This window comes from Pseudomonas sp. 5.2, assembly GCF_059025405.1.
In genome coordinates, this window is the sequence record NZ_JBYBHH010000003.1 from 201258 (window position 1) to 214779 (window position 13522).

14 protein-coding genes are annotated in these 13522 nt (G+C 63.1%); 5 read left to right on the top strand and 9 right to left on the bottom strand.

What is annotated here, in order from left to right; genetic code table 11:
- Positions 1–93: 93 nt before the first annotated feature.
- The 3 genes from AC5PZ0_RS06710 to AC5PZ0_RS06720 all read right to left on the bottom strand — a co-directional run bounded on the left by AC5PZ0_RS06710 (position 94) and on the right by AC5PZ0_RS06720 (position 1932).
- Positions 94–393, bottom strand: coding sequence for an HU family DNA-binding protein (locus AC5PZ0_RS06710; RefSeq protein ID WP_099430807.1), 300 nt, complete (start codon positions 391–393; stop codon positions 94–96).
- Positions 394–581: 188 nt separating this feature from the next.
- Complete coding sequence (locus AC5PZ0_RS06715) at positions 582–1730, bottom strand: NAD(P)/FAD-dependent oxidoreductase (RefSeq protein WP_186679399.1); 1149 nt, start codon at positions 1728–1730, stop codon at positions 582–584.
- Positions 1731–1764: 34 nt separating this feature from the next.
- Positions 1765–1932 (bottom strand): rubredoxin, encoded by a 168-nt coding sequence (locus tag AC5PZ0_RS06720; protein ID WP_027592137.1) that lies wholly within the window; start codon positions 1930–1932, stop codon positions 1765–1767.
- 169 nt (positions 1933–2101) lie between these two features.
- Between AC5PZ0_RS06720 and AC5PZ0_RS06725 the strand changes: the two genes are divergently transcribed.
- Both AC5PZ0_RS06725 and ubiA read left to right on the top strand, forming a co-directional pair.
- Positions 2102–2659, top strand: a complete 558-nt coding sequence (locus AC5PZ0_RS06725) for a chorismate--pyruvate lyase family protein (protein WP_027592136.1) — start codon at positions 2102–2104, stop codon at positions 2657–2659.
- Complete coding sequence (gene ubiA, locus AC5PZ0_RS06730) at positions 2659–3549, top strand: 4-hydroxybenzoate octaprenyltransferase (protein ID WP_027592135.1); 891 nt, start codon at positions 2659–2661, stop codon at positions 3547–3549. The genes AC5PZ0_RS06725 and ubiA overlap by 1 nt, the downstream gene beginning before the upstream one ends.
- A 282-nt stretch (positions 3550–3831) precedes the next feature.
- Here ubiA and AC5PZ0_RS06735 read toward each other — a convergent pair whose 3' ends face one another.
- A complete protein-coding gene (locus AC5PZ0_RS06735) occupies positions 3832–4200 on the bottom strand; it encodes a COG4315 family predicted lipoprotein (protein ID WP_099430810.1) in 369 nt (122 codons plus the stop codon).
- Between the two features lie 172 nt (positions 4201–4372).
- On the opposite strand from AC5PZ0_RS06735, the gene phoB reads away from it, so the two are divergent.
- The 3 genes from phoB (at position 4373) to AC5PZ0_RS06750 (ending at position 7895) form a co-directional block, all read left to right on the top strand.
- Positions 4373–5062: a phosphate regulon transcriptional regulator PhoB gene (gene phoB, locus AC5PZ0_RS06740; protein ID WP_003253341.1), complete on the top strand. Its 690-nt coding sequence runs from the start codon at positions 4373–4375 to the stop codon at positions 5060–5062.
- A gap of 45 nt (positions 5063–5107) precedes the next feature.
- Complete coding sequence (phoR, locus tag AC5PZ0_RS06745) at positions 5108–6415, top strand: phosphate regulon sensor histidine kinase PhoR (RefSeq protein ID WP_493854569.1); 1308 nt, start codon at positions 5108–5110, stop codon at positions 6413–6415.
- A 139-nt stretch (positions 6416–6554) separates the two neighbouring features.
- Positions 6555–7895, top strand: coding sequence for a hemolysin family protein (locus AC5PZ0_RS06750; protein WP_027592132.1), 1341 nt, complete (start codon positions 6555–6557; stop codon positions 7893–7895).
- Between the two features lie 16 nt (positions 7896–7911).
- Here AC5PZ0_RS06750 and AC5PZ0_RS06755 read toward each other — a convergent pair whose 3' ends face one another.
- The 5 genes from AC5PZ0_RS06755 to pstA form a co-directional block, all read right to left on the bottom strand.
- On the bottom strand, positions 7912–8808 hold the full coding sequence (locus AC5PZ0_RS06755; protein ID WP_027592131.1) for a peptidoglycan DD-metalloendopeptidase family protein: 897 nt from the start codon (positions 8806–8808) through the stop codon (positions 7912–7914).
- Between the two features lie 212 nt (positions 8809–9020).
- Entirely contained in the window at positions 9021–9911 is an 891-nt protein-coding gene (locus AC5PZ0_RS06760) for a response regulator (RefSeq protein WP_493854570.1), read from the bottom strand.
- A 165-nt stretch (positions 9912–10076) separates the two neighbouring features.
- Positions 10077–10847 carry a phosphate signaling complex protein PhoU gene (phoU, locus tag AC5PZ0_RS06765; RefSeq protein ID WP_027592129.1) on the bottom strand — a complete coding sequence of 257 codons (771 nt, stop codon included), beginning with the start codon at positions 10845–10847 and terminating at the stop codon, positions 10077–10079.
- A gap of 94 nt (positions 10848–10941) precedes the next feature.
- Positions 10942–11775: a phosphate ABC transporter ATP-binding protein PstB gene (gene pstB, locus AC5PZ0_RS06770; RefSeq protein ID WP_027592128.1), complete on the bottom strand. Its 834-nt coding sequence runs from the start codon at positions 11773–11775 to the stop codon at positions 10942–10944.
- Positions 11776–11847: 72 nt separating this feature from the next.
- On the bottom strand, positions 11848–13518 hold the full coding sequence (pstA, locus tag AC5PZ0_RS06775; RefSeq protein ID WP_027592127.1) for a phosphate ABC transporter permease PstA: 1671 nt from the start codon (positions 13516–13518) through the stop codon (positions 11848–11850).
- Positions 13519–13522: the final 4 nt, after the last annotated feature.

The following is a 13522-nucleotide window of genomic DNA, read 5'->3' on the forward strand; positions in this document are numbered from 1 at the left end:
CTATTTATGCAAGTTCGCAACATATCCCTACAGAAAGCACAACGGGCGCCCTTGGGCGCCCGCTGAACCGACACTGGGGATGTCAGGATTCGATCACTTGCCTTTCTTGGCTGGCTTGGCCGGTGCGTTGACGCTGTCACGCAGGTTCTTGCCTGGCTTGAAGGCTACGGTGTTGCTGGCCTTGATCTTCACCGGCTCGCCGGTCTGGGGGTTCTTGCCGGTACGCGCACCACGGTGACGTTTTTCAAAGGTGCCGAAACCGACCAGGGTCACGGTGTCCTTGTCCAGCGCACCGGTAATGCTGTCGAGGATCGCATTCAGCACCACGTTGGCCTTTTCCTTGGTCAGATCGGCCTTTTCGGCGATGACAGCGGCGAGTTCTGGTTTGCGCATAGTGAAGCCTCTTTGACGGGATTTTTTGTTGTTATGCCGTGCTGCCTCTGGGAGCAGCGCTCAAGGCACCGCAGGCTCTAATCTGCGGCAGACGGGAGTGAGAATGGCACGCTCACCGAGGCCGCGCCAGTATCTGGGCGGCCATTGTGTGAGCAACAACAGGATAAACCCGACAGAACGCCCGCTATTTACGCCATTACCGGGGGTAGCTGACGATTCAGGGCCAGCTTTTCCATCACGGCCGCACCGGTCAGGGCATAGCCCAGCAGCTTGCCGTCGGCATCGTGGCAGAGCACCTTGAGGTCGCTGCCCTGCCCTTCCACCTGCCAGTTGCCGTCGTGCCCTTGCGGGGGCGGCGAGACCACCAGCGGGCATGCGGGGGTCTTCACGGTGATCGGCATCGCCCCGTAACTGACGGCCGTGGGGTTGCCGACCAGGGTTTGCGCCAAGGCGCGGGCACAGCTCATCAGCGGCATCACATAGAGCAGGTTGATGCCGTCCACCTCGGCGCAGTCGCCCAGGGCGAAGATATTGGCGTGGGACGTGCGCAACTGCCGGTCCACCACCACGCCGCGATTAGTCTGCAGGCCAGCAGCGGCGGCAAGATCAGTACGGGGGCGCAAGCCGATGGCTGAAACCACCAGGTCGCAGGCGATCACGCTGCCGTCGGACAGGTGCGCCTCAAGGCCCTGCGCAACCTGCTGCAGGCGCGTCAGCACCGGGCCCAGGTGGAAGCGCACGCCAAGGCCTTCAAGCCCGGCCTGCACGGCAGCGGCGGCGGCTGGGTGCAACAGGGTCGGCATCACCTGCTCGCACGGGGCCACCACCTCGACCTGGAACCCGCCCAGGCTCATGTCATTGGCGAATTCGCAGCCAATCAGGCCGGCGCCCAGAATCAACACGCGCTGCTTGCCGGCAGCGGCGGCGCGAAAGCGTGCGTAGTCCTCCAGGTCGTTGATCGGGAATACCTGCCCGCCAGCGTCGCCCTCGATCGGCACCTGCACGGTCTGGGCGCCCCAGGCCAGCACCAGGTCGCGATAGGCCACGGCCTCTTCGCCGATCCACAGGCGCTTGTGGCCGGGGTCGATGCCGCTGATACGGGTGTGGGTGCGGATTTCGGCCTTGAGCTGCTCGGCCATCGCGCCTGGCTCGGCCATGCACAACCCATCGGCATCCTTGAGCTTGGCAAAACCCGTGGAGAGCATGGGCTTGGAGTAGGAACGACCATCGTCGGCGGTAATCAACAGCAGCGGCGTCTCGCCATCGAGCTTGCGAAATTCACGGGCCAGGTTGTAGCCGGCCAGGCCAGTACCGATGATGACTACGGGGGACGTCATGTCGTGCTTACCTCAGGGTGGGAACAGGGGATGATCAGCCGATGGCGATCATTTCGAAGTCGCTCTTGCCGACGCCGCAGTCGGGGCACAGCCAGTCTGCAGGCACGTCTTCCCAGCGGGTGCCGGGGGCGATGCCGTCGTCGGGCCAGCCTTCGGCTTCGTCGTAAATCAGGCCACAGACAATACATTGCCATTTTTTCATCGGTACGGATTCCTCGTTTCAGGCTCGGGCTTGTGTCGCTGCTGATGGCCCCCCAGGGGGCCGCCGCGCAATCTTTGGGGGCTTTTTACTGGCCCTGCCAGCAGTATGCAAGCAGTCGGGGCAATCATGCTAAGCTCGCCGCCTCTCTGGCTGTAACAAGCATACCGACGTGTCGTACGAATCCCCGCAAGCAGCCGCTGTCGCGTGGCTGCCGTATTCACAGCTGGCGACCGAGATCGACCAGCCGACCCTGGACTGGCTGTTCGACGAGGGCTCGCTGACCCGCCGCCTGACCCGCCTGTCCCACGATCATTTCTCCGTCACCCCGCTGCTGGAAGGCTGGCAGCCACTGCGTGATGACGAATGTCTGGCCCTGGGCATCGCGCCGGGGGCGCAAGGCTGGGTGCGCGAGGTGTACCTGCGTGGCCACGGCCAGCCCTGGGTGTTCGCCCGCAGCGTGGCCAGCCGCAGTGCCCTGGAGCGCGGTGGCCTGGACCTCGAGACCCTGGGCAGCCGCTCGCTGGGCGAGTTGCTGTTCTGTGACCAGGCGTTCATTCGCCACCCCCTGCAAGTGTGCAGTTATCCACAGGCCTGGTTACCGACCGAGGCCCGCCATGATGCGCTTTGGGGCCGACGCTCACGCTTTGAACGGGACGGCCTGGACCTGCTGGTAGCCGAGGTGTTCCTGCCAGCCCTGTGGCAAGCGGCCAAGGAGGAAAACCGCTGATGTACCTGCAACTGCTCAAGTCGCTCAACCGCGTGCACCCGCGCGCCTGGGACTTTGTCCAGCTCAGCCGCATGGACCGCCCCATCGGCATTTACCTGCTGCTGTGGCCGACCCTGTCGGCTGTATGGATTGCAGGGCAAGGTTCGCCGACCCTGGCCAACGTGCTGATCTTCGGCCTTGGCGTGGTACTGATGCGCGCTGCAGGCTGCTGCATCAATGACTTTGCCGACCGCAAGGTCGATGGCCACGTCAAACGCACCGCCGACCGCCCCTTGGCCAGCGGCCGGGTCAAGCCCCGCGAGGCGCTGGCACTGTTCGCGATCCTGGTCGGGGTGAGTTTCCTGCTGGTGCTGTGCACCAACAGCCGGACCGTCTGGCTGTCGTTCGGCGCCGTGGCCTTGGCGTTCTGCTACCCGTTCATGAAGCGCTATACCTATTACCCGCAGGTGGTGCTGGGCGCCGCATATTCCTGGGGTATCCCCATGGCGTTCACCGCTGCTGGCGGTGAGCTGCCGGCCAGTGCCTGGCTGCTGTACATCGCCAACCTGCTGTGGACCGTGGGCTACGACACTTATTACGCCATGGTCGACCGCGACGATGACCTGAAGATCGGCGTGAAATCGACGGCCATCCTGTTCGGCGAGGCCGACCGGGTGATCATCCTGACCTTGCAGTTGCTGTCGTTGGCTTGCCTGCTGTTGGCCGGAAGCCGCTTCGAGCTGGGCGGCTGGTTCCACCTGGGGCTGCTGGGGGCGGCGTTGTGCTTTGCCTGGGAGTTCTGGTCGACGCGCAAGCTGGACCGCGAGTCGTGCTTCAAGGCGTTTCTGCACAATCACTGGGCGGGGTTGCTGGTGTTCATTGGGGTCGTGCTGGATTACGCATTGCGCTGACTCCCCTGGGGCTGCTTTGCAGCCCATCGCGGCACAAGGCCGCTCCCACAGGGTCCTCCATACGCCGATCAATGTGGGAGCAACTGTCTTGTGGTGCTTGTTCCGGCCGCATCGCTGGCAAGCCCACACATGGTCCCCCATACGCCGATCAGTGTGGGAGCAACTGTCTTGTGGTGCTTGTTCCGGCCGCATCGCTGGCAAGCCCACACATGGTCCCCCATACGCCGATCAATGTGGGAGCGGCCTTGTGCCGCGAAGGGCCGCACAGCGGCCCCGGCTATCTCACGGCTTGGCCACGTGCCAGACGTCTTTCATGCCGTCACCAGTGGTATCGCCAGCCTTCTTGTCCTTGACGAAGGTGTACAGCGGCTTGCCGTCATAGGCCCATTGCATCGTGCCATCGTCACGCTTGATCTGCGTCCACTCACCCTCTGCCTTTTCACCCGCTTTAGCCATCAACGGCGGCCAATTCTTTGCGCAATCGCCATTGCACATCGACTTGCCCCCAGCGTCTTTGTCAAAGGTGTACAGCGTCATGCCGGCATGGTCGACCAGCATGCCGTTCTTCTCCATCGCATGGTCGGCCGAGGCCACCCCCGGGAGTGCCAGCGCAGCAAGAAGGGCCATCCAGCTCAGCGTATGTCGTGTCATTGGATTCACCATTGTTTCCGGGGAAATGAGTTCTGATAGCCGCCGCAGCGGCCCTTTCAAGCCTAGTCCAGTCATGGAATGTCGCCAGAACGGCCAATGCTCTGTCACACAGCTGCAATAATTCCGTTATCTAATGCGGGCCAGACACGATTTTCCAGGAGAGGTTTTGAGCATGGTTGGCAGGAACATTCTGATCGTCGACGACGAAGCGCCTATTCGCGAGATGATCGCCGTTGCATTGGAAATGGCCGGCTACGACTGCCTGGAAGCGGAGAACTCGCAACAGGCCCACGCGATCATCGTCGACCGCAAGCCTGACCTGATCCTGCTCGACTGGATGCTGCCGGGCACCTCGGGCATCGAACTGGCCCGCCGCCTGAAGCGTGACGAGCTGACCGGGGACATCCCGATCATCATGCTCACCGCCAAAGGTGAAGAGGACAACAAGATCCAAGGCCTGGAAGTGGGCGCCGATGACTACATCACCAAGCCCTTCTCACCCCGCGAGCTGGTCGCCCGCCTGAAAGCCGTGCTGCGTCGCACCGGCCCGAGCGACAGCGAGGCGCCGATCGAAGTCGGTGGCCTGCTGCTTGACCCGATCAGCCACCGCGTGACCATCGACGGCAAACCGGCCGAGATGGGCCCCACCGAATACCGCCTGCTGCAGTTCTTCATGACCCACCAGGAGCGCGCCTACACCCGTGGCCAGTTGCTGGACCAGGTCTGGGGCGGCAACGTCTATGTCGAGGAGCGTACCGTCGACGTGCACATCCGCCGCTTGCGCAAGGCGCTGGGTGAAGCCTACGAAAATCTGGTACAAACCGTCCGCGGCACTGGCTACCGTTTCTCGACCAAGAGCTGATACGCCTGCACGCCTGGCTGCACGACGTTGTACAAGGACCGTCAATTGAACCAGAACTGGCACGCGACCCTGATTCGCCACCTGCTGCTGCTGATCTCTGTCTGCCTGCTCGGCGGGCTGGTCAGCGGTTATTACGGCTGGAGCCTGGCCATCGGCCTGGCCCTGTACCTGGGTTGGACCCTCAAGCAGCTGCTGCGCCTGCATGACTGGCTGCGCAACCATCAACCCGACGAGGCCCCGCCAGACGGCTACGGCCTGTGGGGCGAAGTGTTCGACAGCATCTACCACCTGCAACGTCGCGACCAACGCGTACGCGGCCGCCTGCAGGCGGTGATCGACCGGGTGCAGGAGTCTACCGCCGCGCTGCGCGACGCGGTGATCATGCTCGACAGCGACGGCAACCTGGAATGGTGGAACCGCGCCGCCGAAACCCTGCTGGGCTTCAAGACCCCGCAGGACGGCGGCCAACAGGTGACCAACCTGGTGCGCCACCCTCGCTTCAAGGAATACTTCGAAGCGGAGAACTACGTCGAACCGCTGGAAATCCCTTCGCCGATCAATGACCGGATGCGTGTGCAGCTGCACATCACCCGCTACGGCAATAACGAGCACCTGATGCTGGTGCGCGATGTCACCCGCATCCATCAGCTCGAACAGATGCGCAAGGACTTCGTCGCCAACGTTTCCCATGAGTTGCGTACGCCGCTGACGGTGATTACCGGCTACCTGGAAACCTTGCTCGACAACGTCGAGGACGTGAACCCGCGTTGGACCCGAGCCCTGCAGCAGATGAGCCAGCAAGGTTCACGCATGCAGACCCTGCTCAATGACTTGCTGTTGCTGGCCAAGCTGGAGGCCACCGACTACCCCTCCGACAACCTGCCCGTGCCCGTCGATGCCCTGCTGCAGTCGATCAAGGGCGATGCCCAGGCGCTGTCCGGCCCACGTAACCAGCGCATCAGCCTGGAAGCCGCACCCGGCGTCAGCCTCAAGGGCAGCGAGGCAGAGCTGCGCAGTGCGTTCTCAAACCTGGTGTTCAACGCGGTCAAGTACACCCCGGACGAGGGCAGCATTCGTATCCGCTGGTGGGCCGATGCCCAGGGTGCGCACCTCAGCGTGCAGGATTCGGGTATCGGCATCGATGCCAAGCATTTGCCACGGCTGACCGAGCGCTTCTACCGCGTCGACTCCAGCCGGGCGTCCAATACCGGGGGCACGGGGTTGGGCCTGGCGATCGTCAAGCATGTACTGCTGCGCCATCGCGGGCGCCTGGAGATCAGCAGCGTGCTGGGGCACGGCAGCACCTTTACCTGTCACTTTGCGCCGGCACAATTGGCCAACGGCAAGGGTTGAGAAGGCTGCGCCGCAACCCCATCAAGACCATCACCCTTTGCTTTTGCGGTTTCAACCGCTACATTGGACCCCCTGTGCCAGCCTGTGCTGGCACTTTTTTTCTCCATTCCTCAAAGACGGACCCCGTAAAAACTCCATCATGGACCCTTCCCCTGGTATCAGCCTCACCTCGTTATTCGCCGATTTCGGCATGATCATCTTTGCCTTGCTCCTGGTGCTGCTCAACGGCTTTTTCGTTGCCGCCGAGTTCGCCATGGTCAAGCTGCGCTCAACCCGCGTCGATTCCATCGCCGAACTGCACGGCTGGCGTGGCAGCATCCTGCGCAAGGTGCACAACCAGCTCGACGCCTACCTGTCCGCCTGCCAGCTGGGCATCACCCTCGCCTCCCTGGGCCTAGGCTGGGTCGGCGAGCCGGCGTTCGCCCACCTGCTGGAGCCGCTGCTGGCCTACATGGGCGTGGACACGCCAGAGCTGATCAAGGGCATTTCGTTCTTCGTCGCCTTCTTCGTCATCTCTTACCTGCACATCGTGGTCGGTGAGCTGGCGCCCAAGTCCTGGGCAATCCGCAAGCCCGAGCTGCTGTCGCTGTGGACCGCGGTGCCGCTGTACCTGTTCTACTGGGCGATGTACCCGGCCATCTACCTGCTCAATGCCAGCGCCAACACCATCCTGCGCATTGCTGGCCAAGGTGAGCCTGGCCCGCACCACGAGCATCACTACAGCCGCGAAGAGCTCAAGCTGATCCTGCACTCCAGCCGTGGCCAAGACCCGAGCGACCAGGGCATGCGCGTGCTGGCCTCGGCAGTGGAAATGGGCGAGCTGGAAGTGGTCGACTGGGCCAACTCCCGCGAGGACATGGTCAGCATCGACGCGCACGCGCCGCTCAAGCAGATCCTGGCCCTGCTGCGCCGCCACAAGTTCAGCCGCTACCCGGTCTACGACGCCGAGCGCGAAGAGTTCACCGGGTTGCTGCACATCAAGGACTTGTTGCTGGAGTTGGCCGAACTCGACCACCTGCCAGAAACCATCGACCTCGAAGACCTGGCCCGCCCGCTGGAGCGGGTTTCCCGGCATATGCCGCTGTCGCAGTTGCTGGAGCAGTTCCGCAAGGGCGGCGCGCATTTCGTGCTGGTCGAGGAAGCCGATGGCAAGGTAATCGGCTACCTGACCATGGAAGACGTGCTGGAAGTACTGGTCGGCGATATCCAGGATGAACACCGCAAGACCGAGCGCGGCATCCTCGCCTACCAGCCGGGCAAGCTGCTGGTGCGTGGTGACACGCCGCTGTTCAAGGTCGAGCGCCTGCTGGGCATCGACCTGGACCACATCGAGGCGGAGACCCTGGCTGGGCTGGTGTATGAAACACTCAAGCGCGTCCCTGAAGAGGAAGAAGTGCTTGAGGTTGAAGGCCTGCGCATCATCATCAAGAAGATGAAAGGGCCGAAGATCGTCCTGGCCAAGGTGCTGAAGCTGGATTGACCTTACGGTCCCTCGTTCAGGGGTTGCCCGCCGTAAAGTCGGGCAGCCCACTGATCGGCCTGTCGAACTGATAGGGTATCGACTCCAGCGCCAACCCCACGTTGCGCTGCACCACAAAATGCAGGTGCGGGCCGGTGCTGTTGCCGGTGTTGCCGGACTTGGCCAGCATCTGCCCCTGCTTCACCCGCTGCCCCTCAGCCACCACCACCGAACCGCGCATCAGGTGCAGGTACACGCCCATGGTGCCGTCGGCGTGCAGGACCCTGACAAAATTGCCCGACGGGTTGCTGCCACGCCCGGTCTGGCTGTTCTCGACATTCACCACCACCCCTTCCCGGGCCGCAATGATGGTCGTGCCCTCAGGCATGGCGATATCCATGGCATAGCGCCCCTTGGGGCCAAAATGGCTGAAGCGGCCGTTGGGCCCCTGCGTCACCCGAAACGGCCCGCCCAGCCAGGGGAAGGCGTACCGATAACCCTGAGGGCGCAGCCCCGGGTCGCCCATTGCCTGCAGCAGCGTCGAGCGATAGCCCAGCAACGTCCCAGGGCGGCCCCGCAGCACGCTGAGCATCTGGGTTGAACGCCCTGGCAGCACCCTGCGCACGATCCGCGGCGCATTGCCGCCTTGAGCGTTGATCAGCTTGTCCAGGTGCAATTCGACCTGCACCGGCACATGCGATTCATTGCGCGCAGAAAAGCTCACGCCGCCCTGGAACACGATCGCGTTGAGCCGCACCTGGCTTTCCTGGCGCTCGACCATGGATTCATGCAGCTCGATCGGCTTGGCCCCGGGGCCTGGCCGGTCGGTATAGGCACCCACACCGTTGGCATCGGTAATCGGGTAGAGGGTCACGCCCAGGCTCGACGCCGAGGCCATGAGCAATGCACAGAACAGCAGCAGGCGGGCGGGCATGATAGTGGCTTTTTGACAGTTGTGATCTGTCGAAGCCTAGCAGCCGGTTTGGCGGGGGATATGACAGTTGGTCGGATGGCGAAAACGTACCCTGTAGCAGCAGCCTTGTGCTGCGAAGAGGCCGGTGATAACAGCCAATATCACTGTGTTATCACCGGCCTCTTCGCAGCACAAGGCTGCTCCTACAAGAACCGCGTAGGCCTGACTGTCGATCAGGCGCCGGGCGTGAAGTGCTTCTGCGCCGTGCCGCGGGCAATCAGCCGCGACAGGTAGTCGAGCTTCTGCGCATCCTGATCGACGAACTTGAAGGTCAGCTGCAGCCAGTCACTGTCTGGCTTGGGCTCCAGCGCCGCGACGGCATGCAGGTAACCGTTCAGGCGCGCGACTTCGGCGTTTTCGCCTTGCTCCAGGTCCAGTACCGCGCCCTCAAGCACCTGCGGCAGCGCTTCGCTGCGGCGCACCACCAGCAGCGCCTCTTTCAGGCTCAACGCCTTGATTACGCACGGCTGTGTGCCGCTAGACAGGCGCAACTGGCCTTGGCCACGGCCACTGGGTGCAGCCGCAGGCGGTGCCGGTGCGTTGAGCAGCGGCTTGGCCGGCGCGGCAGCAGGCGCCGCGATCTTGACGGCTTCAGGCTTGCCGCCCGTCAGCGCGCTCAGCGAATCGTTGGCAAACGCCGAATTCGCCCGCGCAGGCCCAGTGGCCATCAGGCTGTCGAGTTTGCCGATCTTGCTCAGGGCTTTCTTTACCTTGGTCAGCAACTGCTCGTTGGTGAACGGCTTGCCGACGAAATCGGACACACCGGCCTGAATGGCCTGGATCACGTTCTCCTTGTCACCACGGCTGGTCACCATGATGAACTGCAGGCTCTTCAACGCGGGCTGCTGACGGCACCAACTGAGCAGCTCCAGGCCCGACATCTCGGGCATTTCCCAGTCGCACAGGACCAGGTCGAACGGCTCCTTGCCCAACATGGCCATGGCCTTGCGACCGTTGACCGCATCGTCGATGACCATGCCCGGAAAGGCATTGCGCAGGCACTTCCTGACCAGATCGCGGATGAACGGGGCGTCATCCACGACCAGCACATTGACTTTACTCATCGATACTCCTCTTGAATCCCGACTAGCCTACCGGCAAGTGATGGCTACTTGCCACAACTGCGCGTGGAGCGGGACTTCTTCACACCGTTCGCGGGTGCCTGATGGCTGCTCGACCGCAAACGAAAACGCCCGGCCTAAGCCGGGCGTTGAGGCTCGGGAGCAATACTATTTATCGTCCGCTTGGCCCGGAACATTAGCGCTTTCGGCCTCATCGCCGCTGGTGCCCTGCACTTCCGCCTTCATGCGCTTGAGGCCCATGTGGCGGACGTCGGTGCCGCGCACCAGGTAAATCACCAGCTCGGAAATGTTGCGGGCGTGGTCGCCGATACGCTCCAGCGAACGCAAGGCCCAGATGACGCTCAGCACCCGCGAAATCGAACGCGGGTCTTCCATCATGTAGGTCACCAGCTCGCGCAGTGCGGTCTTGTACTCGCGGTCGATGGTCTTGTCGTACTGCGCCACCGACAACGCCAGGTCGGCATCGAAGCGGGCAAAGGCGTCCAGCGCGTCGCGCACCATGTTGCGCACCTGGTCGCCGATGTGGCGCACCTCAACGTAGCCGCGTGGCGACTCGCCTTCTTCGCACAGCTGGATGGCGCGGCGGGCGATTTTGGTCGACTCGTCACCGATGCGTTCCAGGTCGATCACCGACTTGGAGATGCTGATGATCAGGCGCAGGTCGGACGCCGCTGGCTGGCGGCGGGCGAGGATGCGGACGCACTCCTCGTCGATGTTGCGCTCCATCTGGTTGATCTGCTCATCGACCTCGCGCACCTGCTGAGCCAGGCCCGAATCGGCCTCGATCAGCGCGGTTACCGCGTCGTTGACCTGTTTCTCGACCAGGCCGCCCATGGCCAGGAGGTGGCTGCGCACCTCTTCGAGCTCGGCGTTGAACTGCTGGGAGATGTGATGCGTAAGGCTTTCTTTGTTGATCATCGTTTCGCTCCGCGAAAAAGCTGCAAGCCTCAAGCCGCAAGCTTCAAGTCGTTCGTGTTATCCCTTGGCCCCAGGCCTGCGGCTGGCAGACCGACTAGCCATAGCGACCGGTGATGTAATCTTCGGTCTGCTTCTTCGCCGGGTTGGTGAACAGGGTGTCGGTGTCCCCGAATTCGACCAGTTTGCCCATGTACATGAAGGCGGTGTAGTCCGAGACGCGCGCCGCCTGTTGCATGTTGTGGGTCACGATGACGATGGTGTACTTGGATTTCAATTCGTAGATCAGCTCTTCGACCTTCAGCGTCGAGATCGGGTCCAGTGCCGAGCACGGTTCGTCGAGCAGCAATACTTCTGGCTCCACGGCGATGGTGCGGGCAATGACCAGACGTTGCTGCTGGCCACCCGACAGGCCCAGGGCCGAATCGTGCAGGCGGTCTTTGACCTCATCCCACAGGGCGGCGCCCTTCAGTGCCCATTCGACGGCTTCGTCGAGGGTGCGCTTCTTGTTGATACCCTGGATGCGCAGGCCGTAGACGACGTTCTCGTAGATGGTCTTGGGGAACGGGTTCGGCTTCTGGAACACCATGCCCACACGGCGGCGCAGCTCGGCCACGTCCTCGCCCTTGCGGTAGATATTGGTGCCATACAGGTTGATGGCGCCCTCCACGCGGCAACCGTCAACCAGGTCGTTCATGCGGTTGAAGGTACGCAGGAGGGTCGACTTGCCGCAGCCGGACGGGCCGATGAAGGCGGTCACGCGCTGCTTGGGGATATTCATGCTGACGTCGAACAAGGCTTGCTTGTCGCCGTAGAACAGGCTCAGGCCCGGTACTTCGATGGCCACGGTCTCTTCGGCCAGGCGCAGGCTCTGCTTGTCGCGGCCCAGGGCAGACATGTCGATGCCGTGGGTATGGGATTCGTGCTGCATGGTCAACTCCATACGCTATCAATTCGTTTCAAAGGGCCGCCCGGCTTGCAGGCGGCACGCTTGTAATCAGGATCAGTGGTCCAGCGCCTTGTACTTCTCGCGCAGGTGGTTACGGATCCACACCGCCGAGAGGTTGAGGGTGGCGATCACCAGCACCAGCAGCAGCGCGGTGGCATACACCAGCGGGCGCGCGGCCTCGACGTTAGGGCTCTGGAAGCCGACGTCATAGATGTGGAAGCCCAGGTGCATGATCTTCTGGTCCAGGTGCAGGTACGGGTAGTTGCCATCCAGTGGCAACGACGGCGCCAGCTTCACCACACCCACCAGCATCAGTGGCGCCACTTCACCCGCGGCGCGGGCCACGGCGAGGATCATGCCGGTCATCATGGCCGGGCTGGCCATCGGCAGGACGATTTTCCACAGGGTCTCGGCCTTGGTCGCGCCCAGGGCCAGCGAGCCCTCGCGCACGGTGCGTGGAATCCGCGCCAGGCCTTCTTCGGTGGCCACGATCACCACCGGTACCGCCAGCAGCGCCAAGGTCAGCGAGGCCCACAGCAGGCCCGGGGTACCCAGGGTGGGTGCCGGCAGCGACTCGGGGAAGAACAGCCGGTCGATCGAGCCACCCAGTACATAGACGAAGAAGCCCAGGCCGAACACGCCGTAGACGATCGCCGGTACACCCGCCAGGTTGTTCACCGCGATGCGGATCAGGCGCGTCACCGGGCCCTGCTTGGCGTATTCGCGCAGGTAGACTGCAGCCAGCACGCCGAACGGGGTCACGATCACGGCCATGATCAGGGTCATCATCACGGTACCGAAGATGGCCGGGAAGATGCCGCCCTCGGTGTTGGCTTCACGCGGGTCGTCGCTGAGGAACTCCCAGACCTTGGCGAAGTAAGTGCCCATCTTGGTCAGCCCGGACATGCCGTTCGGCTGGATGGCGTGCACCACCTTGCTCAGGTTGATCTCCACTTCGCGGCCGTTGGCATCACGTGCCACCAGGCTGTCACGGGAGAAGGCCTGGTGCAGGCCGCTGAGGCGGTCTTCGATGGCCTTGTAGCGGCTGTTCAGCTCGGCACGCTCGGCGTCCATGTCGGCCTGGGCAGCGGCATCGAGCTTGCCCTCCAGCTCCAGCTTGCGGCTATGCAAACGCAGGCGTTCGAGGCCATGGTTGATGGCGCCGATGTCTTTTTTCTCGAGTTGCTGCAATTCGCCATTGAGCTGGTTGGCGCGCTTGAGGCGGGCCTGCAGTTCGTTCCAGGCAGCAGGGCCTTCGGCGACCACGCGGCCTTCTTCCTTGACGCTGACCAGGTAGCCGTAGAAGTTGCCCCACTCGCGGCGTTCCAACGCCATCAGGTCGACCGGGCGTTGCTCATCGACCAGCCAGTCGCCCACCACCCAAGTGAAGTCGCTGCCGTTGAGGTCGCGGTTACCGACCTTGATCAGCTCACGGGTCATGAACTCCGGGCCCTGCTCAGGTACCGGCAAGCCGGCACCCTTCAGGCGTGCACGGGGCACTTCTTCTTTTTGCACCACTTCGCCGACGACGATGTGATCAGCCTGGCCAGGCACCTTGTAGGTGGCCTGGACCAGGTCGGCCGGCCAGAAGTGGCCCAGGCCTCGCACGGCGATGACCGACAGCAGGCCGATGGTCATGATCACCGCCATGGCAACCGCGCCACCGCTGATCCAGACGCCTGGGGCGCCGCTCTTGAACCAGCCTTTGAGGGAATCCTTTTTCACGGAT

Bases quoted from the DNA above. Each gene is read 5' to 3' on its own strand.
- AC5PZ0_RS06755 (WP_027592131.1), bottom strand. From the start codon at position 8,808: ATGCCCGCCCGCCTGCTGCTGTTCTGTGCATTGCTCATGGCCTCGGCG.
- AC5PZ0_RS06720 (WP_027592137.1), bottom strand. From the start codon at position 1,932: ATGAAAAAATGGCAATGTATTGTCTGTGGCCTGATTTACGACGAAGCC.
- phoU (WP_027592129.1), bottom strand. From the start codon at position 10,847: ATGATCAACAAAGAAAGCCTTACGCATCACATCTCCCAGCAGTTCAAC.
- AC5PZ0_RS06760 (WP_493854570.1), bottom strand. From the start codon at position 9,911: ATGAGTAAAGTCAATGTGCTGGTCGTGGATGACGCCCCGTTCATCCGC.
- AC5PZ0_RS06710 (WP_099430807.1), bottom strand. From the start codon at position 393: ATGCGCAAACCAGAACTCGCCGCTGTCATCGCCGAAAAGGCCGATCTG.
- AC5PZ0_RS06715 (WP_186679399.1), bottom strand. From the start codon at position 1,730: ATGACGTCCCCCGTAGTCATCATCGGTACTGGCCTGGCCGGCTACAAC.
- AC5PZ0_RS06735 (WP_099430810.1), bottom strand. From the start codon at position 4,200: ATGACACGACATACGCTGAGCTGGATGGCCCTTCTTGCTGCGCTGGCA.
- pstB (WP_027592128.1), bottom strand. From the start codon at position 11,775: ATGCAGCACGAATCCCATACCCACGGCATCGACATGTCTGCCCTGGGC.
- ubiA (WP_027592135.1), top strand. From the start codon at position 2,659: ATGTACCTGCAACTGCTCAAGTCGCTCAACCGCGTGCACCCGCGCGCC.
- phoB (WP_003253341.1), top strand. From the start codon at position 4,373: ATGGTTGGCAGGAACATTCTGATCGTCGACGACGAAGCGCCTATTCGC.
- AC5PZ0_RS06750 (WP_027592132.1), top strand. From the start codon at position 6,555: ATGGACCCTTCCCCTGGTATCAGCCTCACCTCGTTATTCGCCGATTTC.